An 18,011-nucleotide genomic window follows, 5' to 3' on the forward strand; every position below is an offset into this window, starting at 1 on the left:
ATAAAGAAAATAAGTGAAGGAGAAAAGTGATAAGAAAAAGAGGACAAAGAGAGAGAGATAGAAAGGAGAAAAGAGAAACCGGAGAGAAGCGAGAAATAAAGGGAAGGAGGCGAGGGCAGCGTGAGAGGAGTATAAGAGACAGGTCCTCGCCGCCCTCTTCTGGGGCACCTCGGGCGTCAGCGGCCGCATCGTGGCCGACCGCACCGACCTCGACCCGCTGGACATCGCCTGGCACCGGATGGCCGTCGGCGCCGTCGTCCTGCTCGCCGGGTACCTGCTCACCCGGCGTCGCCAGGAGTCGGCCGCCGTCCCCCTGACCCGACCGCTCGCCGTCCGCCTGGCCCTGGTGGCCGCCGGGCTGGCGGCCTACCAGCTGGCCTACTTCGCCGCCGTGGCCACGGCCGGGGTGAGCATCGCCACGCTGGTCGCGCTGGGCCTGGCGCCGCTGCTCATCGCGCTCGGGGGGACGGCGCTGGGTGCGGGACGGCCCGACCGCGCCACCTTCACCGCCCTGGCCGTGGCGCTCGTCGGCCTCGTGCTGCTCGTCGGGCTGACCGCCGGCGCCTCGGCCGGGACGGCGGTGCTGCTGGGCGCGCTTCTCGCGTGCGGCTCGGCCCTGGGGTACGCCGTCGTCACGCTGGCCGGTGGGGACCTCCCGGCCGGCGTCCCGGTGACCGTCGTCGGCTTCGTGGGCGGTGCGCTGCTGCTGACGCCGGTCGCCCTGGCCGCGGGTCTGGACCTCACCGCCGACCCCGTGGGGCTGGCGACGCTGCTGTACCTGGGGGCGGTGCCGAGCGCCGCGGCCTACGCGCTGTTCTTCCGGGGGCTGCAGACGGTGCCCGGCGCGGTCGCCGGCATCGTGACGCTGCTGGAGCCGGTGACGGCGACGGTGCTGGCCACGGCCTTCCTCGGCGAGCGGCTGCCGCTCGGGGCGCTGGCCGGCGGGGTGCTGGTGCTGGCGGCCGTGGCCGGGCTCTACCTGCGGCGTCCGGCGGTGGCCGAGCGCGAGGCCGTGGCGGAGCCGCACGGCTGAACCCGCCCGGAGACGACGGCGGCCGGGCCCCGAGGGGCCCGGCCGTCCCGGCGGAGGATGGGAGATTCGAACTCCCGAGGGGTTGCCCCCAACCCGCTTTCCAAGCGAGCGCCATAGGCCACTAGGCGAATCCTCCAACTGCGCCCGCCAGGGTACCGGTCGCGCCCGGAGGGTCGCCCGCGGCACCCCGCGTGACGCCTGCCGCGTGGGCCACAGGGGTGGTTACGGCTCCGCCGGGTGGGGCACGCTGCACCGGACGTCGATTCCCCGGCGCGCCGACGACAGGAGAGCACCCCCGATGAACGAGACCGACCGGCTCCGGCCCGACGTCGTGGAGGCGATCGTCGCGGTCCTCAAGGGTGCCGACCCGTCCGAGCTGCCGACCTCGGCGACCAAGGAGGAGAAGGACGCCGCCAAGGACCGGTACCTGTCGGAGTTCGTCGCCGAGCGCAGCAAGCGGGACCGGCAGACGCGCGCCTGGGAGCTGCTGCTGACCCGCAGCTACGACGAGCCGCCCACCTGGCAGCGCCTCTTCGACGACCTGTCCTCCGACGTGGTCGAGGAGCTCGGCGAGCTCTACGACGTCCTGCCCGCGGGTGCCCAGGAGGAGTACGCCCGCCGGTACGGCGTCCCGACGGGCGTCTGACCGCGGTCCCGGTGCGGGCGGCGAACAGGGGGGACGCGCGGTGAGCGGACCCGGTCACGTCGTGGCCGGGCGCTACCGCCTGCTCGAGCGCATCGGCGGTGGCGGCATGGGCGCCATCTGGCTGGCCTCCGACGAGCTGCTCGGGCGCCAGGTCGCGGTCAAGCAGGTGCTCCCGCCCCCGACCGCCGACGAGACCGTCATCGCCCAGCAGCGCCAGCGGGCGCTGCGCGAGGGCCGGATCGCCGCACGGCTGTCCCACCCGCACGCCGTCGCCGTCTACGACGTCGCCCTCGAGGACGGCGCGCCGTGGCTGGTGATGGAGTACCTGCCCTCCCGGAGCCTGGCCGAGGTGCTGCACGAGGACGGCGTCCTGCCGGTCGACCAGGTGGCGCAGATCGGTGCCCAGGTGGCCGACGCCCTGGCCGCCACGCACGCCGCCGGCATCGTGCACCGCGACGTGAAGCCCGCCAACGTCCTCATCGGGCGCGGGCCGCGGGTCGAGGGCCTGGTCAAGATCACCGACTTCGGCATCTCGCACGCCGCCGACGACGTCACGCTCACCCAGACCGGCCAGATCACCGGCACCCCGGCCTTCCTCGCCCCTGAGGTCGCCCGCGGCGGCGAGGTGACGCCGGAGAGCGACGTCTTCTCGCTCGGCGCGACCCTCTACACCTGCCTGGAGGGCCACCCGCCGTTCGGGATGGACGACAACGCCCTGCGGTTGCTGCACCGCGTCGCGAGCGGCGAGGTCGTCCCACCGCGCCGCGCCGGCTCGATGACCGGCGCGCTCACCCGGATGCTGGCCACCGACCCGGCGGACCGGCCGACGACGACGGAGGTCCGCGACGAGCTCGCGCGGCTGGCGGCCGGCCGGGACGGCGACCCGACCACCGTGCTGCTGGCGCGCACGAGGCTGCGGTCCACGGCGAACCGGGAGCGGACGGAGGAGCTGAGGACCGGGGCGCTGCCGGCCGTCGGCGCGGGCGCTGCCGCCGCGGCCGCCACCCGCGACCCCAGGACCGCCGTCCAGGACCTGCCCGCCGGGCCGCTCACCCCGCCTCCGCCGGCAGCACCCGCCGCGGCGGACGGCCCGCACCCGGACGCGCCGACACGGCGGCGCCGGCGGCGCGGGCCGGTGCTGGCCGCGCTGCTGCTGCTCGCCGTCTTGCTGGTCGGCGGCGGCGCGCTGTGGCTCGCCACCCGCGGCAGCGACGGGACCGGCGCGGACGCCCCCGCCCCGTCGTCCGCGCCCGCCGACGACACCGACCCCCCGGCGGAGGAGAGCCCGGCGCAGCCCGAGCAGACCGCCACGCCGGACACCCCGGACGCCGAGCCGACGCCGTCGGCCACCGAGCCGGCGCCGACGAGCGAGCCGTCGTCCGACGGCCCGGAAGAGGTCGTCGAGGACACCCTGGACCGGTACTACGGCCTGCTGCCCGACGACCCGGACGCCGCCTACGCGATGACCGGCCCCTTCCTGCGGTCGCAGGCCAGCCGCAGCTACTACCGCGACTTCTGGGAGCCGTGGTCAGAGGTGCAGCTGCAGGAGGTCCGCGGCGTGCAGCAACCCGAGGACGGCGTCATCACCGCCACGACCGAGGTCGAGTTCACCGGCGACGACGGCAGCGAGCAGACCGAGCGGCACCAGGTCCGTCTCCTGCAGGACGACGACGGGACCTGGCTGGTCGACCTCGACCTCGTCGACTGACCCCACGGCGCAGAGACGATGGAGCCGCCCGCGGGAGGTCTCCCGGGGCGGCTCCGTGCCGGCGGTGGCGGTGGGATTTGAACCCACGGAGGCTTGCACCTCACACGCTTTCGAGGCGTGCTCCTTCGGCCGCTCGGACACGCCACCGTCGAACAGACTACAGGCCCCGCTGACGGTGGAAGAACGCGCGTAGGAGCGCGGCGGACTCCTCGGCCCGGACCCCGCCGGTGACCTGCGGCCGGTGGTTGAGCCGGCGGTCGCGGACGACGTCCCAGAGCGACCCGGCGGCACCGGCCTTGGGGTCGTCGGCGCCGTAGACGACCCGGTCGACGCGGGCCAGCACGCTGGCGCCGGCGCACATGGTGCAGGGCTCGAGGGTGACCACGAGCGTCGTCCCGGTCAGGCGCCAGCCGTCGCCGTGCACCCGCGCGGCGGCGCGCAGGGCCAGCACCTCGGCGTGCGCGGTCGGGTCGCCCTGCTTCTCCCGCTCGTTGGCGGCCTCGGCGAGCACGGTGCCGTCCGGCCCGAGGACGACGGCGCCGATCGGCGTGTCGCCCCACTCGACGGCGGCCGCGGCCAGCTCGAGCGCGCGGCCCATCGCGGCGTCGACGTCCGGGGTCACCGGGCGCCTCCTGCGGTGCTCTCCCCCGTGAAGCTCCGCCCCTGCCCCGCATGGTGGGCAGGGGCAGAGCACCCAAGAGGCGAGGGGTGCCGCGCGGCGGCCGGGCGCGCACTCACCGGGCCGCGTCTTCCCGCAGGTCGATGCCGACCAGCGCCGACAGCTCGGACAGCGCCGCGTCGGGGTCGACCACCTTGACGGTGTGCATGCCCATCGCCCGGGCCGGCTTGAGGTTGATGCCCAGGTCGTCGAGGTAGGCGCAGTCGGAGGTGGCCACCTCCCGGCCGACGGCCTCGGACAGCCGGGTCAGCGCGCGGCGGTAGATCTCCGGCTCGGGCTTGCGCACGCCCTCCACCGACGACTCCACCACCGCGTCGAACAGCTCCAGCAGCTCCCCCAGCCGGCCGGTGCGCTCCATCGGCGCCACGTTGTTCGACAGCAGCGCGAGCGGCAGGCCGCCCGCCCGCAGCCGCCGCACCGCCGCGACCATCTGCGGGCGCACCTCGCCGGCCAGCGCGGCCAGCACCCGCCGGGCGTCCAGCCGGTGCCCCGCGGCCAGGGCCTCGGCCTCGAAGGCGTCGGTGAACCCGGCGGCGTCGAGCTCGTTGCGCTCGTACCGGGCCCAGGCATTGGTGTCGGGGTCGGTGCTGTTGAGCCGCACGATGAGGCCCGGGGGCAGTCCGGCCTCGGCCTCGTAGGCGGCGAAGGCGGTCATCGGGCTGTCGGTGATCACCCCGCCGAGGTCGAAGACGACGGCGGTGGCCACGGCGCTCACGGGTTGACCGCCGCGGCCAGCTCGTCGGCGAAGCCCAGCCGGGCGGCGATCGCGGCGACCATCTCGTCGGCCCACAGGTCGTCGGCGGTGACGATCGGCCGCAGCTGGTGGGCCGGCAGCCCGTCGTCGGCGAAGACGTCGAGGTCCCCGCCGGGCCAGCCGGTCTCGTCGTCGTCGAAGGCGCCCTCGGCGTCGACCGCGATGCCGTAGCGCTCCACGACCTCGGCGGCGAGCAGCCACTCCTGCATGGTCGCGTCGGAGATCAGCGCCCGCACCAGCCCGCCGGGCCCGTGCCGGAGGACGACGAAGTACAGCCGCGAGTCGACGACCACGACGAACGGGCCCGGCCAGTCCTCGGCGCCCGGGTCGCCCAGCGCCCGCTCCAGCGCCGGCAGCTCGTCCCCGGCGTCCGCTGCGAGCAGCTCCACCCGCCAGCCCCCACCCGGCCGGCTCACCCGCACCGCCCAGCTGGCCGGCGTCTCCGGTGCGCTCATCGGCGCCGCAGCATCGTCAGGCCGTCGGCCAGCGGCAGCAGCACCGTCTCCCAGCGGGGGTCGGTGGCGAGCGCGGCGTTGAGCTCGACGAGCGCCCGGTCGTCGTCGCTCTGCGGGTCGAGCACGCGGCCGCTGCGCAGGGTGTTGTCCAGCAGCACGACGGCGCCGTCGGTCATCCGCGGGTGCAGCTGGTCGACGTAGTCGGCGTAGCCGGCCTTGTCGGCATCGACGAAGGCCAGGTCGAAGGTCGGCTCGGCCGGCAGCGCGCGCAGCGACTCGTGCGCGTCGCCCAGCCGCAGCTCGATCTGGTCGGCCAGCCCCGCGCGGTCCCAGTACCTGCGCGCCACCGCCGTCCACTCCTCGCTGGTGTCCAGGCAGAGCAGCGAGCCGTCGTCGGGCAGCCCGCGGGCCACGCACAGCGCGGAGTAGCCGGTGAAGGTGCCGATCTCGATCGCCCGGCGGACGCCGAGGGCGCGGGTGAGCAGCTGCATGAAGGTGCCCTGCTCGGGCGCGATCTGGAAGGTCGACGGGACGTCGCCGCGGTCGGCAAGCTCCGCGGTCTCGGCGAGCAGGTCGGCGGCGACGTCGTCCGGCGGCTCGGAGTTGGCCCGGACGTAGTCGCCGAGTTCCGCGGTGAGGAGGAACGAGCGGGGGGTCATGGCAGGGGGAGGCGGGTCGACGCGGAGGCCCCGGCGCGCGAGGACCGGAGGAGCGGGTGCGGCATAGCCTCTGATCATGGCCGATCCCGCCCCGGACGACGGAGCCGACGTCGCCCCCGCGCTGTTCTCCCAGCTGGCCGCGGACCCACTGGCCGACCTGCTGGGCATCGAGCTGGAGCAGGTCCGGCCCGGGTACGCCCGCGCGGCGATGACGGTGGGCCCGCAGCTGCTCAACGCGGTCGGCACCGCGCACGGCGGCGCGACGATGGCCCTGCTCGACGTCGTCCACGCGGCGGTCAGCAACAGCCACGGCACGGTGGCGGTGGCCCAGGACGTGCACACCGAGTTCCTCGCCCCCGGCCGGCCGGGCGACCGGCTGGTCGCCGAGGGCACCGAGGTGCACCGCAGCCGCCGCACCGCGGTCTACCGCATCGAGGCCCGCGCCCAGGACGGCCGGCTGGTGGCGACCGCGCTGGCCCGGGTGTTCCGCACCGAGAGCGCCTGGGAGGACCGGTGACCGCCTTCCCCGTGCCGACGATGCCCGCTCCCCCGGTCGGCGTCGTCGGGCTGGGCCAGCTGGGCGGGTCGCTGGCCGCGGCCCTCGTCGCGGCCGGTCGGGAGGTGACCGGCTGGGACGTCGACCCCGCCGCCCGGGAGGCCGCGGCCGCGCGGGGGGTGCGGATCGCCCGCGAGCTGAGCGGCGTCGTCGTCCTCGCCGTCCCGCTGCCGGCGATGGCCGGGGCGCTGGAGGGGCTCGACGTCGACCCGGACGCCACCGTCACCGACCTCGGGTCGGTCAAGGCGCCGGTGCTCGCCGAGCTGGGGCCGGCGCTGGACGGGCGCTACGTCGGCGGGCACCCGATGTGCGGCACCGAGCGCTCCGGGCACGAGGCGACCGACCCGGGCCTGTTCACCGGCGCCCGCTGGGCGGTGTGCCTGGAGCCGGGCACCGAGCTGCCGCGCTGGCTCCGGGTGGCCGAGGTGGCGCTGGCCGTCGGCGCCGAGGTGGTGCCGGCGACGGCGGCCGAGCACGACGACGCCGTGGCCGCGGTCAGCCACGTGCCGCACCTGCTGGCGGCGGCCCTGGCCGCCGCCGCCGGCGAGGCCGGCCCGCTGGCGCTGGCCCTGGCCGCCGGCAGCTTCCGCGACGGCACCCGGGTGATCGGCAGCGACCCGGCCTTCGTCACCGCGATGGTCCAGGGCAACGCCGGCCCGACGGCGGCCGCGCTGGCCCGGGTGCTCGAGCAGCTGGCGCGCCCGTGGCCGGAGCTGGTGGCCGCCGGGCACGCGGTGCGCGCGGGCGGCCCGTCGGGACGGCGTCCGGTGCGGGTGCCGCTGGAGCGGGCCGCGCTGCTGTCGCTGGGCCGGGCCGGCGGGGCGGTCACCCGGCGGCTGGCGGCGTTCGTCGAGGGCTACGTGCCGGACGTCGGGGGCTGACCGTTTCGCCCGTGCGGCGCCGGGCAGGGAGCGTCCATGGACGACAGCGAGATCCGCGGCCGCATCGAGGCGCTGGTCGAGGAGGAGCGCCGACTGCGGGACAGCGGTGAGCACACCGACGAGCAGCGCGCCCGGCTCCGGCAGATCGAGGAGGACCGCGACCAGCTCTGGGACCTGCTGCGCCAGCGGGACGCCAAGCACCAGTACGGGGAGGACCCCGACGAGGCCCGCCCCCGCCCGGAGCAGCAGGTCGAGGGCTACCTGCAGTAGGAGAAGGACCCCGTCCTCCTCACCGCTCGCAAGCTCGCGGTGAGCCCTGGATGGGGCCGGAACACTTAGACGCCGAAGTGTGTGCGGTCGTGATCTCCGGGTAGGAGCCGTGCCGGCGCGCACGGTCGCGCGTCCGGTGCGGAGGGAGCAGGCATGGTGCGCGCGGCACGGACGATCCGGCGGGCGGTGGTGACCGGCGGTGCCGGTTTCCTGGGCTCGCACCTCTGCGAACACCTGCTGGAGCGGGGCGTCGAGGTCGTCTGCCTCGACAACTTCCTCACCGGCTCCCCGCAGAACGTCGTCCACCTGATGGAGCACCCGGGCTTCCGGCTGGTCCGCTGCGACGTCACCGACTTCGTGCACGTGCCCGGCGAGGTCGACCTGGTGCTGCACTTCGCCTCGCCGGCCAGTCCGCTGGACTACCTGAAGATGCCGATCGAGACGCTCAAGGTCGGCAGCCTCGGCACGCTGCACACCCTCGGCCTGGCGCACGAGAAGGGCGCCCGCTACGTGCTGGCCTCCACCTCCGAGGTCTACGGCGACCCGCTGGTGCACCCGCAGAGCGAGGAGTACTGGGGCAACGTCAACCCGATCGGCCCGCGCGGCGTGTACGACGAGGCCAAGCGCTTCAGCGAGGCGCTGACGACGGCCTACCGGACGTCGAAGGGCACCGACACCGGCATCGTGCGGATCTTCAACACCTACGGGCCGCGGATGCGCCCGGACGACGGCCGCGCCATCCCCGCCTTCGTCGGGCAGGCGCTCTCCGGCCGCCCGCTGACCGTCGCCGGCGACGGCTCGCAGACCCGGTCGATCTGCTACGTGGACGACACCGTGCGCGGCATCCTCGCGATGGCCTTCTCCGCCGAGCCGGGCCCGGTCAACATCGGCAACCCTGACGAGCTGTCGATGCTGCGCCTGGCCGAGTGGATCGTGGAGCTCACCGGCTCGTCGTCGGAGATCTCCTTCATCGACCTCCCGGTGGACGACCCCAAGGTACGCCGTCCCGACACCACCCGGGCCGAGCAGCTGCTGGGCTGGCGGCCGACGGTGCCCTCGGAGGAGGGGTTGCGGCGCACGGTGGCCTGGTTCGCCGAGCAGCTGCAGGCCGTCGACGTCCGCGCCGGGTGATCCACAGCGGGTCAGCGAACGCATCTACTGTGTAGTGGGCGGTCGCGGGGGTCGCCGGGGACGCTGACCACCTGGACGGGGGAGCTGCACGATGGGCCGCCACGCCGCCACCCCAGCCGCGCGCCGGTCGGCGCCGGTCGCGCCCCAGGTGCTCATCGCCCTGGCCGTGGCCGCGGTGGTGCTGCTGGCCGGTGGCATCACCTGGTGGGTCGTCGGCGCCAGGGACGGCGACTGCGAGGACCCCGCGGTGGTGCGGGTCGCGGTGGCACCCGAGCTCGCACCCGTCGCCGAGCAGGTGCTCGGCGACGCCGAGGGACTGCGCCCCGAGGACTGCGCGTCGGCCCAGGTGACCGCCCAGCAGCCCGTGCAGACCGTCGGCGACCTCGCCGCACTGGACGCCGGGGACCTGCCGCACCTGTGGGTGCCCGACTCCTCGCTGTGGGCGGCCCGTGCCGGCGACGCCGCGCTGGAGACCGTCGGCTCGGTCGCCTCCTCCCCCGTGGTGCTGGCCACCAGCCGGGCCGCGGTCGACGCGCTGGGCTGGGAAGACCAGGCACCGGGCTGGGCCGCGGCCCTGTCCAGCGAGCAGGGCATCGCCGTCCCCGACCTGGCGACCAGTGCCGAGGCCCTGGCCACGCTGGGCGCCGTCCGCACCGCGCTGGGCGGCGGTGAGGAGGCCGACAACGCCGTGGTGCAGACGGTGCTCGCCGCCGAGCGCGGCCCGTCGGTCTCGCCGGCCGACGCGCTGAGCGCCGGCAGCGAGGGCGTATCCGACGCGCCGCTGGTCCCGGTCAGCGAGCAGGAGGTGTGGGCGGTCAACGCCGACACCGAGGGCCCGCAACTGGTCGCCGTCTACCCGGAGGAGGGCTCGCCGGGGTTGGACTACCCGCTGATCCGGGTGGGCACCGCCTCGGCCACGGACGCCGCCGCGGTGGACGCCGCCGTGCGGGCGCTGACCTCGGACGCCGCGCGCACCGCCGCCCTGGAGGCCGGTTTCCGCGGCACCGACGGCACCGCGCCGGCCGGCGCCGAGGCGGCGGGCATCCGGGAGGCGGCCCCGCAGGCGCTGCAGCTCGACCCCGGCCAGGTGCAGGCGCTGCTCGCCCAGCTGTCGGAGCTGGCCGCGCCGTCGCGCATCCTCACCGTTTTCGACGTCTCCACCTCCATGCGGGCCCCGGCCGGCGACGGCACCCGCGCCACGCTCGCGCGCGACGCCGCGAAGAGCACGCTCACGCTGGTGCCGGGCAACTTCGCCCTCGGTCTGTGGTTCTTCGCCAGCGAGCTGGAGGGGGACCGGGACTGGACCGAGGCGGTGCCCACGCGGACGCTCGAGACGGAGGCCGGCGGCACCGTCCAGCGCGACCTGCTCGACGAGGAGCTCGACACCATCCCCGACCGGCTGAGCCCCGGCGGCACCGGCCTGTACGACACCACGCTCGACGCGGTCCGGGCGGCGCGCTCGGACTACGACCCCACCGCCGTGAACAGCGTGCTGGTGGTCACCGACGGCACCAACGAGGACGACGGCATCTCGCTGGAGTCCCTGCTGGACACGCTGCGCGAGGAGGCCGACCCCGAGCAGCCGCTCAAGGTCATCGGTGTCGCGCTCGGCCCCGACGCCGACCTCGGTGCGCTCGAGCAGATCGCCGACGCGACCGGCGGTGCGGCGTACTCGGCGGTCGACCCGACCGACCTGCAGACCGTCCTGTTCGACGCACTGCGCCAGCGCTGAGCTCGGACATCGCGGTCCTCCGGACCGCACCGCGGCCAGGTGCCGTCCCCGGCCGCCGCTGAGCCCACCCGGCCGCTCGTCGGGGACCCTCCGGGCCCACTCCTCCCGACCACCGCGGCCAGGTGCCGTCCCGGCCGCCGCTGAGCCCGTGCGCCGACCCGAGGACATGCCACCCGTCAACCTCTCCCCTTGCTTCGCTCTGTAGGCAGGGGGAGAGGTTCGGCAGGGACGGGTCAGGTGCGGCGAACGGACCGTCGAGCGCTGCCGGGACACCACCCCTGGACGTTCTCCCGCTGCCCACCATGCGGGGCAAGGGCAGAGGTTCGACGGGGGCAGGTCAGGTGCGGGCCAGCAGGTCGTCGAGCGCCGCGGTGACCTCGTCGACGGTGATCCGCCCCAGCGCCGGGTCGAGCTCGGTGCCCCACGGGTCGCCGGTGCCGTTGCCGTGCCAGAGGACGACGTGCCGCGGCCGCGGCGGCGGCCCCCACAGCGCCGGCGACACCGGCCCGAACAGCACCACCGACGGACGGCGGTACGCGGTCGCCAGGTGCGCCATGCCGGTGTCGCCGCTGACCACGACCCGCGCGCCGGCCACCACCGCGGCCAGCTCGAGGGTCGTCGTCCGCCCGGCGAGCACGGCGCCCTCCCCGAGCCCGGCGTCCTCGGCCACCGCCCGGGCGAGCGGCACCTCGGCCGGGCCGCCGGTGATCCGGACGTCGAGCCCCGCGGCGGCCAGGTGCCGGGCGACGGCGGCGAACCGGTCGGCCGGCCAGCGCCGGCCCGGGAACGCCGCCCCCGGGTGCACCAGCGCGACCCCCGCCGGCGCCGGGGCGGGCACCGGGGGGACGGCGAGGTCGAGGGCGTCGGGGTCGGCGTCCACGCCCAGCCCCTCCGACACGAGCCGGCACCAGCGCCGCACCTCGTGCTCGTCGGGGTACCAGGTCGGCCCGGGGTAGCCGGGGCTGTCGAAGGTGAGCAGCCGGTCCGGGCGCAGGTCGGCGACGACGACGTGCGAGGCCGGCCCCTTGCCGTGCAGGTCGACGGCGAGCTCGGGCGGGGGGCCGGACCAGTCCAGCGGCTCGAGCTCGCGGGCGGGCAGCACCTCGTCGACCGCGTCGATCAACGAGGCCAGCGGCTCGAGCGCCGCGGTGGTGGCGAGCACCAGCCGGTGGCCGGGCACCGCGGCGCGCACCGCGCGGATCGCGGGGACGCCGGTGAGCAGGTCCCCCAGGCCGAGCGGCCGGAGGACGACCGCGACCGGCTGGCGGTTTCCGCGGAAACCGCCGGAAGAGGAGGGGGCGCTCACACGCGGGAGCGCTCGACCAGGGCCGTCGTGGAGTGCCCGTCGAGGTAGGGCAGCACGACCGCCTGGCCACCCCAGCGCCGCAGCACCGCGGCCTCGGGCAGGTCGGCGCCGGCGTAGTCCCCGCCCTTGGCCCACACGTCCGGCCGCAGCCGGCCGATCACCTCGGCGGGGGTGTCCTCGTCGAACACCACGACCGCGTCGACGAACTCCAGCGCCTCCAGCACCCGCGCCCGGTCGGCCGCGGTCACCAGCGGCCGGGACGGGCCCTTGAGCCGGCGCACCGAGTCGTCGGAGTTGATGCACACCACCAGGCAGTCGCCCAGACCGCGGGCGGCCCGCAGCGTCGCGACGTGGCCGGGGTGCAGCAGGTCGAAGCAGCCGCCGGTGGCGACCACCGTCCCGCCCGCGGCGCGGACCCGGGCGATCACGCCGGCCGCCCCGGGCTCGGCCACCACGTTCGGCGCGACGACGTCCCACGCCGACGCCCCGCCGCGCGCGACGAAGGCCCCGGCGGAGGCGACGGCGGCCGCCACCGCCTCGCCGGTCACCGCGCCGTCGGCCAGCGCGAGCGCCGCGGCGGCGGCGAAGGAGTCCCCGGCGCCGCACGGGTCGCCGCCGGTCACCGGCGTCGCGGGCACGACCATCGGCGCACCCTCGCCGTAGGAGAGCAGCGCGCCACGGGCGCCCAGGGTGACCGCGACCGCGCCGACGCCCCAGTGCCGGATCAGCGCCTCGGCCCGCGCGCCGACCGCGGCCAGCCCGTCGCCCTCGGCGGCCACGCCGGCGGCCGCGGCCACGCGGGCGGCCTCGGCCCCGTTGGGGGTGACCAGCCGGGCGTGGGGGACGGGGTCCGCGCCGCGCGGGTGCGGGTCCCAGACGATCGGCCCACCTGCCTCGGCGAGCACGGCCCGGACGGCGGGGTCGGTCGTCGTCCCCCGGCCGTAGTCGGCGACCAGCACCGCGGCGGCCCGGCGGACCACGTCGGCCGCCTCCGCGGGCAGGGCGCCCAGGCCGGCCACCGGGGCGCCGCTGTCGATGCGTGCCACCGAGTGTTCGCCCACCCGCACGCGGCGCTTCACCGCCGTCCCACCGGTGGCCGGGATCTCGACGAGCCGCACCCGGCCGGCCAGCAGCGCGCGCAGCCGGTCGGCGTCCGCGTCGTCGGCCATGGGGGTGACCAGCACGACCTCCCGGCGGGTGGCCCGGGCCGCGATCACCGCCGCCAGGGCCGCACCGCCGGGGCGCTCACGGGCCTCGACGTCCTCGACGACCGGCACCGGCGCGTCGGGGGTGAGCCGCGACGCCGTCCCGACCAGGTCGACGTCGAGCAGCGCGTCGCCGACGACGACCAGCGGCCCCGTGGCGCTCACTGCGCGACCCCCAGCCGGGTCTCCGGCACCCGGGCCGGCTCGGCGAGCACCGCCGCGTCGAAGGCGGCGCACACCAGGTGCAGCGCGACCAGGTGGCACTCCTGCACGGTCGCCGTCCACGGGGAGTCGATGCAGACCGCGTCGTCGGCCACCGCGGCCAGCGGGTTGGGCGCCGGGCCGGTCATCGCCAGCACGGTGATGCCGCACTCCCGCGCCCGGCGGGCGGCGGCGACGGCGTTGGGGCTGCGGCCGGAGGTCGACAGCAGCACCAGCACGTCACCGGCCCGCCCGTGCGCCTCGACCTGCCGGGCGAACAGCTCGTCGGCCGGGTAGTCGTTGGCGATCGCGGTCAGCGACGAGGTCTCGGCGGTCAGGCAGATCGCGGAGAACGGCGGTCGGTCGGCCCGGTAGCGGCCGACCAGCTCGGCGGTCAGGTGCTGCGCCTGCGCGGCGCTGCCGCCGTTGCCCGCCGCCAGCACCCGGCCGCGGTGCTCGCCGCACAGGACGTCGGCGATCTGGCGCCCCCACCGGTCGAGCGCGTCGAGCTGGCCGTCGAGCGACCCGAGCGCGGCGGTCAGCGACGCCACGTGGTCGGCGCCGGTGAGGTGGGTGCAGGTCTCCGGCGAGACCAGCTCGCTCGCGGAGTGGGGAGCCTCGGACAGGGGGGCAGGGGTCATCGGGCGACCTCCACGGGACGGCGGCTGGCGAGGACCTGCCGGTAGACGGTGTCGGTGTCGGCGACCACGCGGGCCCACCGGTAGCGGTTGCGGGCGCGCTGCACCCCGGCCGTGCCGTAGGCGGCGCGCCGGGCGTCGTCGGCCAGCAGCGCGGCGAGCACCGCGCCGAGCCGGGCCGGGTCGCGGGGCGGGACCAGGTCGCCGGTGACCCCGTCGGCGACGGAGTCCTGCAGCCCGCCGACCGCGGTGGCCACCACCGGGCGCCCACAGGCCATGGCCTCCAGCGGGGTGATGCCGAAGGGCTCGTACCAGGGCACGGCCAGCACGACGTCGGCCGAGCGGATCCACGCCGGGACGTCGGCCCGCGCCACCGCGCCGGTGAACACCAGCCGGTCGGCGACGCCCAGCGAGGCGGCCACCGCGCGCAGCCGGCGGACCTCGGCGTCGCCGTCCAGCTCCGCCGCCGGGGGGCCGCCGACGACGACCAGCTCGGCGTCGGGGACGGCGGCCAGCGCGCGGACGGCGTCCTCCTGCCCCTTGCGCTCGACCAGCCGGCCGAGGACGAGCAGCCGCTTGCGCCCGCCTCGGGGGGCGACCGGGCCGCGCGGGGTGAAGACGCCCGTGTCCACGCCGCAGGGCACGACCGACACCCGGTCGCTGTCCAGGCCCAGCCGGCGCAGCTCGAAGACCTCGTCGGAGCAGGTGGCGACGACGTGGCTGACGTTCCGGCACAGCGAGCGCTCCAGCTCGATGCGCTGCGGCGGCGAGGTGTCGGCGGCGCCCTGGTGCCGGCGCTTGACCGAGCCGAGGGCGTGGAAGGTCTGCACGACCGGGATCGCCCCCGCGGCGGCGACCGCGGCCAGCCCGCTCATCCAGAAGTGCGCGTGCACCAGGTCCGGCGGCCGCTGCGCCCACTCCCGGCGCAGCACCGCGGCGAACTCGGGCATGTGCCGCAGCAGGACGTCCTTGGGCAGCACCGCGGCCGGCCCGGCGGTCACGTGCGCGACCTCGTAGCCGTCGGCGGTGGGCACGCGGTCGGGCTGGTCGGGGTCCTCCCGGCGGGTGTGCACGGTCACCGTGTGCCCGCGGCGGGCCAGGCCGGCGGCGAGCGCGGCGACGTGCACGTTCTGCCCGCCGGCGTCCACTCCGCCGATGGCGGCGAGCGGGCTGGCGTGCTCCGAGACCAGGTCGATGGTGAGCGGCCACGCGCCCAGCCGGTCGGCGATCACCGGGTCACCTCCCCGCGGGTCGGCCCCACGTCGCCGAGCGGGACGGGTACGGAGATCCTCATCGCGTCACCTCACCGAGTAGTCGATCCCAGTCGGAGAGGAACCGGGGAAGCCCGTACCGCTCCAGCGCGGCGGCGCGTGCCGCCTTGCCGGCCAGCCGGGCGGCGTCCTCGTCGTGCAGGTAGGTGCGGACGGCGTCCCACAGGGCGCCGGGGCGGGTGGAGAGCACGCCGGCCTCGGCCGGCACCGCCTCCACGACCTCGGTGGTGGCCAGGGCGACCACCGGCAGGCCCAGGTGCATCGCCTCGAGCAGGGAGAGCCCGAGGGAGGTCCACCGGACCGGGTGCACGTAGACCCGGCGGCGGGCCAGCTCGGTGTGCATCTCTGCCTGGGGCGGGTCGTCGTGCAGCGCGACGCGGTCGGGGTCGAGGCCGTAGCGCTCGTGCAGCCCGGCCAGGCCCATGCCGAAGACGTCGACCGGGGCGACGGCCGCCAGGCCGGGCAGCAGGTCGGCGCCGACGGTGCGGCCCCGGCGGACCGGCTCGTTGGTGACGACGGCGGCCCGCGCCAGCTCGCCGGTGTAGCGCTCGCCGGGGTCGACGATGCCGTGCTCGATGACCGTCGTCGGCGCCCTGCCGTTGTCGTAGAACAGCTCGTTGAACCACGTGACGTGCGCGATCGGGATGTCGTCGCGGTCGGCCAGCGGGTGCCGGGTGTGCGGGACCGGCCCGTCACCGGGCTCCAGGCCGGGCGCGTTGTGCTCGAGGAAGACGGCGGGGAGGTCGCGGCCGGGCTCGCGGCCGAGCCACTCGCGCACGAGCTCGAGGTCGCGGGTCCGCTGCAGGACGACGACGTCGACGTCCTCGTCGCGCAGCTGCTCGGGGGTCACCTCGCGGGCCGCGGCCGGCCAGTCCCAGGTGCGCGCCCGGCCGAGCCCGTCCGGACCCCGGTCGGGGGTGACCGGCAGCAGGTACTCGTGGCTGCCCTGGACGAACGCCGTCGTCCAGGAGCCGTGTACGTGCCAGAGCAGGACCCTCACGCGGCGATCACCTTCTCCACGGCGGCGACGACGTCGGCGGCGGTCACCGACGCGAGACAGGGGTGGCCGGGCACCGGGCACTCGCGGGCCCGGGTCAGCCGGCAGGGGGCGTCCTGGTCGCCGAGCAGCACGGTCGGGACGCCGTAGGGCGCCCACCGCGCGGCCGGGACGACCGGGGAGAACAGCGAGACGACTGGTGTCCCGACGGCGGCGGCCAGGTGCGCGGGGCCGGTGTTGCCGACGACGACCGCGGCGGCGCCGTCGAGCACGGCGGCCAGCTCGGCCAGGCTCAGCGCACCGCCGAGGTCGGTGCCGCGGGTGCCGGCGACGGCCGCGGTGAGCGCGCGCTCCCCCGGGCCGCCGGTGACCAGCACCCGGTGGCCGGCGTCCGCGAGGGCCTCGACCGCCTCGGCGCAGCGCGCGGCCGGCCAGGCACGCGCGGGGACGCTGGCACCGGGGTGCAGGACCGTGTAGCCGGGCGACAGGTCAGGGCCGCCGGGTTCGTGCGCGACCGGGGGCAGGGGTCGGTGCACGGCGAGCCGGCCGTCGTCGCCGGCCGGCAGGTCGAAGCCCGCGGCGCGGGCGAGGGACAGGGCCCGCTCCGGCTCGGGCAGGTCGTCGTCCACCCGGTGGCGGACGTCGAGCAGCGACCCGGGGTAGTCGACGCTGATCGCGGAGATCCGCGGCACGCCGGCGGTGCGCAGCACCAGCGCCAGGGGCAGGGGCGACTGGTGGAAGGAGGTGGAGACGACGGCTTCGTCGGGGGCCAGGGCCCGGACCCGCTCGGTGAGCGCGGCGAGGTCGTCCGCGCCGACCGGCGGCGGGTCGCCGAGGATCCAGGGACAGGCCCAGGTCCAGACCTCGTCGACGCCGGGCAGCAGCCGCGCCGCCTCGGCGCCGGCCGGACCGGCGAGGAAGACGACGCGGTCGGCGCCGGCGGCCACGGCCCGCACCAGCGGTCCCTGGACCAGGACGTCGCCGACCGAGTCGAGCCGGGCGACCAGGACCGTCCGCCCGCTCACCACTCACCCGCCAGCACCTGCTCGACCGCCCCGGTGATCGTGGCGGCACGGCGGGGCGCCGCCTCGACCTCGGCCCGCCGCGTCACCGGCGTCGGGACCAGGACCCCGGTCGCGCCGGCGGCCGCCGCGGCCTCGACGTCGGCCCCGATGTCGCCGATGACCACGCACCGGGCGGGGTCCACGTCGAGCTCGGCGCAGGCGGCCTTGACCATCCCCGGCGCGGGCTTGCGGCAGCTGCAGCCGTCGTCCGGCCCGTGCGGGCAGACCTGCACGGTCTCGAACGGGCCGAGCAGCTCGTCGAGCCGGGCCATGCAGGCGTCGACCTGCTCGCGGGTGATCAGCCCGCGGGCGACGCCGGACTGGTTGCTGACCACGCCAACGCGGACGCCGCGGGCGCGCAGCGCGTCGACGGCCTCCCGGGTACCGGGCACCGGCGTCACGAGCGCCGGGTCGCCGTTGTAGGGGTAGTCGCGCACGAGCGTGCCGTCGCGGTCGAAGAGCACCAGGTCGGGCAGCCCGCGCCACGGCCGCACCCGGCGGTGCTGCACGACGCCGCGCAGGAAGTGCCAGGTGGCCAGGGGCGGGATCAGCGCGCTGGTGGCGAGCATGGTGCCGACCTCGGCGCGGTCACGCGGGCCGGGGGCGATCCGCGCCCAGGCGAACTCACCGGTGCCGACGGCCCAGGCCGCAGCCGCGGCGGACGACTCGTCTGGGCTAGATCCTGCCGGTCGTCGATACACGGATCGAAACATTCTAGACAGCAACCAGTGTGGCGTCACCCCGCATGCTGTGTACTTCAACGTCACACCGCACTTATGCACCCCGCATACTCCTATTCAAACCCCCCCTACATATCCCTCTGAT

The 18,011-nt window shown here is 76.4% G+C and carries 19 protein-coding genes, 2 tRNA genes and 1 pseudogene; 9 read left to right on the forward strand and 13 right to left on the reverse strand.

Going from position 1 to position 18,011, the window contains the following annotated elements:
- Nucleotides 1–154 precede the first annotated feature (154 nt).
- Together CNO22_RS29735 and CNO22_RS29740 are read left to right on the forward strand one after the other, a co-directional pair.
- Nucleotides 155–535 (forward strand): annotated as a pseudogene (locus CNO22_RS29735) (EamA family transporter); the annotation flags it as partial.
- Nucleotides 536–580: 45 nt separating this feature from the next.
- Nucleotides 581–1,033: a DMT family transporter gene (locus tag CNO22_RS29740; RefSeq protein ID WP_269799609.1), complete on the forward strand. Its 453-nt coding sequence runs from the start codon at nt 581–583 to the stop codon at nt 1,031–1,033.
- A 51-nt stretch (nt 1,034–1,084) separates the two neighbouring features.
- Here CNO22_RS29740 and CNO22_RS18110 read toward each other — a convergent pair.
- Nucleotides 1,085–1,169: transfer RNA gene (locus CNO22_RS18110), tRNA-Ser, on the reverse strand.
- Between the two features lie 162 nt (nt 1,170–1,331).
- On the opposite strand from CNO22_RS18110, the gene CNO22_RS18115 reads away from it, so the two are divergent.
- Entirely contained in the window at nt 1,332–1,679 is a 348-nt protein-coding gene (locus tag CNO22_RS18115) for a hypothetical protein (RefSeq protein ID WP_100500688.1), read from the forward strand.
- Between the two features lie 40 nt (nt 1,680–1,719).
- The gene (locus CNO22_RS18120) at nt 1,720–3,387 is read left to right on the forward strand and encodes a serine/threonine-protein kinase (RefSeq protein WP_198588422.1); all 1,668 of its coding nucleotides are present in this window, start codon (nt 1,720–1,722) and stop codon (nt 3,385–3,387) included.
- Between the two features lie 62 nt (nt 3,388–3,449).
- On the opposite strand, the gene CNO22_RS18125 is transcribed toward CNO22_RS18120, so the two are convergent.
- From CNO22_RS18125 to CNO22_RS18145, 5 genes are all read right to left on the reverse strand, one after another.
- A tRNA-Ser gene (locus CNO22_RS18125) sits at nt 3,450–3,534 on the reverse strand.
- Nucleotides 3,535–3,544: 10 nt separating this feature from the next.
- Entirely contained in the window at nt 3,545–4,009 is a 465-nt protein-coding gene (locus CNO22_RS18130) for a nucleoside deaminase (RefSeq protein ID WP_232807145.1), read from the reverse strand.
- Between the two features lie 112 nt (nt 4,010–4,121).
- Nucleotides 4,122–4,781 (reverse strand): HAD-IA family hydrolase, encoded by a 660-nt coding sequence (locus CNO22_RS18135; RefSeq protein WP_100500689.1) that lies wholly within the window; start codon nt 4,779–4,781, stop codon nt 4,122–4,124.
- The gene (locus tag CNO22_RS18140) at nt 4,778–5,275 is read right to left on the reverse strand and encodes a tRNA adenosine deaminase-associated protein (protein ID WP_100500690.1); all 498 of its coding nucleotides are present in this window, start codon (nt 5,273–5,275) and stop codon (nt 4,778–4,780) included. The genes CNO22_RS18135 and CNO22_RS18140 overlap by 4 nt, the downstream gene beginning before the upstream one ends.
- The gene (locus tag CNO22_RS18145) at nt 5,272–5,934 is read right to left on the reverse strand and encodes an O-methyltransferase (RefSeq protein ID WP_100500691.1); all 663 of its coding nucleotides are present in this window, start codon (nt 5,932–5,934) and stop codon (nt 5,272–5,274) included. The genes CNO22_RS18140 and CNO22_RS18145 overlap by 4 nt, the downstream gene beginning before the upstream one ends.
- Before the next feature lie 76 nt (nt 5,935–6,010).
- Here CNO22_RS18145 and CNO22_RS18150 point away from each other — a divergent pair, with 76 nt between their 5' ends.
- From CNO22_RS18150 to CNO22_RS18170, 5 genes are all read left to right on the forward strand, one after another.
- Nucleotides 6,011–6,451, forward strand: a complete 441-nt coding sequence (locus tag CNO22_RS18150; RefSeq protein ID WP_100500692.1) for a PaaI family thioesterase — start codon at nt 6,011–6,013, stop codon at nt 6,449–6,451.
- Complete coding sequence (locus CNO22_RS18155; RefSeq protein WP_100500693.1) at nt 6,448–7,371, forward strand: prephenate dehydrogenase; 924 nt, start codon at nt 6,448–6,450, stop codon at nt 7,369–7,371. Before CNO22_RS18150 ends, CNO22_RS18155 begins: the two co-directional genes overlap by 4 nt.
- A 36-nt stretch (nt 7,372–7,407) precedes the next feature.
- Nucleotides 7,408–7,641, forward strand: coding sequence for a DUF2630 family protein (locus CNO22_RS18160; protein ID WP_100500694.1), 234 nt, complete (start codon nt 7,408–7,410; stop codon nt 7,639–7,641).
- Nucleotides 7,642–7,794: 153 nt separating this feature from the next.
- On the forward strand, nt 7,795–8,772 hold the full coding sequence (locus CNO22_RS18165) for a UDP-glucuronic acid decarboxylase family protein (protein WP_100500695.1): 978 nt from the start codon (nt 7,795–7,797) through the stop codon (nt 8,770–8,772).
- Nucleotides 8,773–8,863: 91 nt separating this feature from the next.
- Nucleotides 8,864–10,504 carry a vWA domain-containing protein gene (locus CNO22_RS18170; protein WP_100500696.1) on the forward strand — a complete coding sequence of 547 codons (1,641 nt, stop codon included), beginning with the start codon at nt 8,864–8,866 and terminating at the stop codon, nt 10,502–10,504.
- A 337-nt stretch (nt 10,505–10,841) separates the two neighbouring features.
- Here CNO22_RS18170 and CNO22_RS18175 read toward each other — a convergent pair whose 3' ends face one another.
- From CNO22_RS18175 to CNO22_RS18205, 7 genes are read right to left on the reverse strand one after another with little or no spacing between them, the layout of a single operon-like run.
- Complete coding sequence (locus CNO22_RS18175) at nt 10,842–11,810, reverse strand: glycosyltransferase family 9 protein (RefSeq protein ID WP_100500697.1); 969 nt, start codon at nt 11,808–11,810, stop codon at nt 10,842–10,844.
- Nucleotides 11,807–13,180, reverse strand: coding sequence for a D-glycero-beta-D-manno-heptose 1-phosphate adenylyltransferase (gene rfaE2, locus CNO22_RS18180; RefSeq protein WP_100500698.1), 1,374 nt, complete (start codon nt 13,178–13,180; stop codon nt 11,807–11,809). Before rfaE2 ends, CNO22_RS18175 begins: the two co-directional genes overlap by 4 nt.
- Nucleotides 13,177–13,857 carry a D-sedoheptulose-7-phosphate isomerase gene (locus CNO22_RS18185; protein ID WP_100500699.1) on the reverse strand — a complete coding sequence of 227 codons (681 nt, stop codon included), beginning with the start codon at nt 13,855–13,857 and terminating at the stop codon, nt 13,177–13,179. The genes rfaE2 and CNO22_RS18185 overlap by 4 nt, the downstream gene beginning before the upstream one ends.
- On the reverse strand, nt 13,854–15,086 hold the full coding sequence (locus CNO22_RS18190) for a glycosyltransferase (RefSeq protein WP_100500700.1): 1,233 nt from the start codon (nt 15,084–15,086) through the stop codon (nt 13,854–13,856). The genes CNO22_RS18185 and CNO22_RS18190 overlap by 4 nt, the downstream gene beginning before the upstream one ends.
- A gap of 58 nt (nt 15,087–15,144) precedes the next feature.
- Nucleotides 15,145–16,125, reverse strand: a complete 981-nt coding sequence (locus CNO22_RS18195; protein ID WP_100500701.1) for a glycosyltransferase — start codon at nt 16,123–16,125, stop codon at nt 15,145–15,147.
- Nucleotides 16,122–17,147, reverse strand: coding sequence for a glycosyltransferase family 9 protein (locus CNO22_RS18200; protein WP_100500704.1), 1,026 nt, complete (start codon nt 17,145–17,147; stop codon nt 16,122–16,124). The genes CNO22_RS18195 and CNO22_RS18200 overlap by 4 nt, the downstream gene beginning before the upstream one ends.
- Nucleotides 17,144–17,887: an HAD family hydrolase gene (locus CNO22_RS18205; RefSeq protein WP_232807146.1), complete on the reverse strand. Its 744-nt coding sequence runs from the start codon at nt 17,885–17,887 to the stop codon at nt 17,144–17,146. Before CNO22_RS18205 ends, CNO22_RS18200 begins: the two co-directional genes overlap by 4 nt.
- Between the last annotated feature and the right edge of the window lie 124 nt (nt 17,888–18,011).

Origin of the sequence: Geodermatophilus chilensis (assembly GCF_002802985.1) — a bacterium.
GTDB lineage: Bacteria > Actinomycetota > Actinomycetes > Mycobacteriales > Geodermatophilaceae > Geodermatophilus > Geodermatophilus chilensis.

What these genes read in the sequence shown, in the direction of transcription:
- CNO22_RS18145 (WP_100500691.1), bottom strand. Translation starts at nt 5,934, where the DNA reads ATGACCCCCCGCTCGTTCCTCCTCACCGCGGAACTCGGCGACTACGTC.
- CNO22_RS18185 (WP_100500699.1), bottom strand. Translation starts at nt 13,857, where the DNA reads ATGACCCCTGCCCCCCTGTCCGAGGCTCCCCACTCCGCGAGCGAGCTG.
- CNO22_RS18140 (WP_100500690.1), bottom strand. Translation starts at nt 5,275, where the DNA reads ATGAGCGCACCGGAGACGCCGGCCAGCTGGGCGGTGCGGGTGAGCCGG.
- CNO22_RS18170 (WP_100500696.1), top strand. Translation starts at nt 8,864, where the DNA reads ATGGGCCGCCACGCCGCCACCCCAGCCGCGCGCCGGTCGGCGCCGGTC.
- CNO22_RS18150 (WP_100500692.1), top strand. Translation starts at nt 6,011, where the DNA reads ATGGCCGATCCCGCCCCGGACGACGGAGCCGACGTCGCCCCCGCGCTG.
- CNO22_RS18160 (WP_100500694.1), top strand. Translation starts at nt 7,408, where the DNA reads ATGGACGACAGCGAGATCCGCGGCCGCATCGAGGCGCTGGTCGAGGAG.
- CNO22_RS18165 (WP_100500695.1), top strand. Translation starts at nt 7,795, where the DNA reads ATGGTGCGCGCGGCACGGACGATCCGGCGGGCGGTGGTGACCGGCGGT.
- CNO22_RS18115 (WP_100500688.1), top strand. Translation starts at nt 1,332, where the DNA reads ATGAACGAGACCGACCGGCTCCGGCCCGACGTCGTGGAGGCGATCGTC.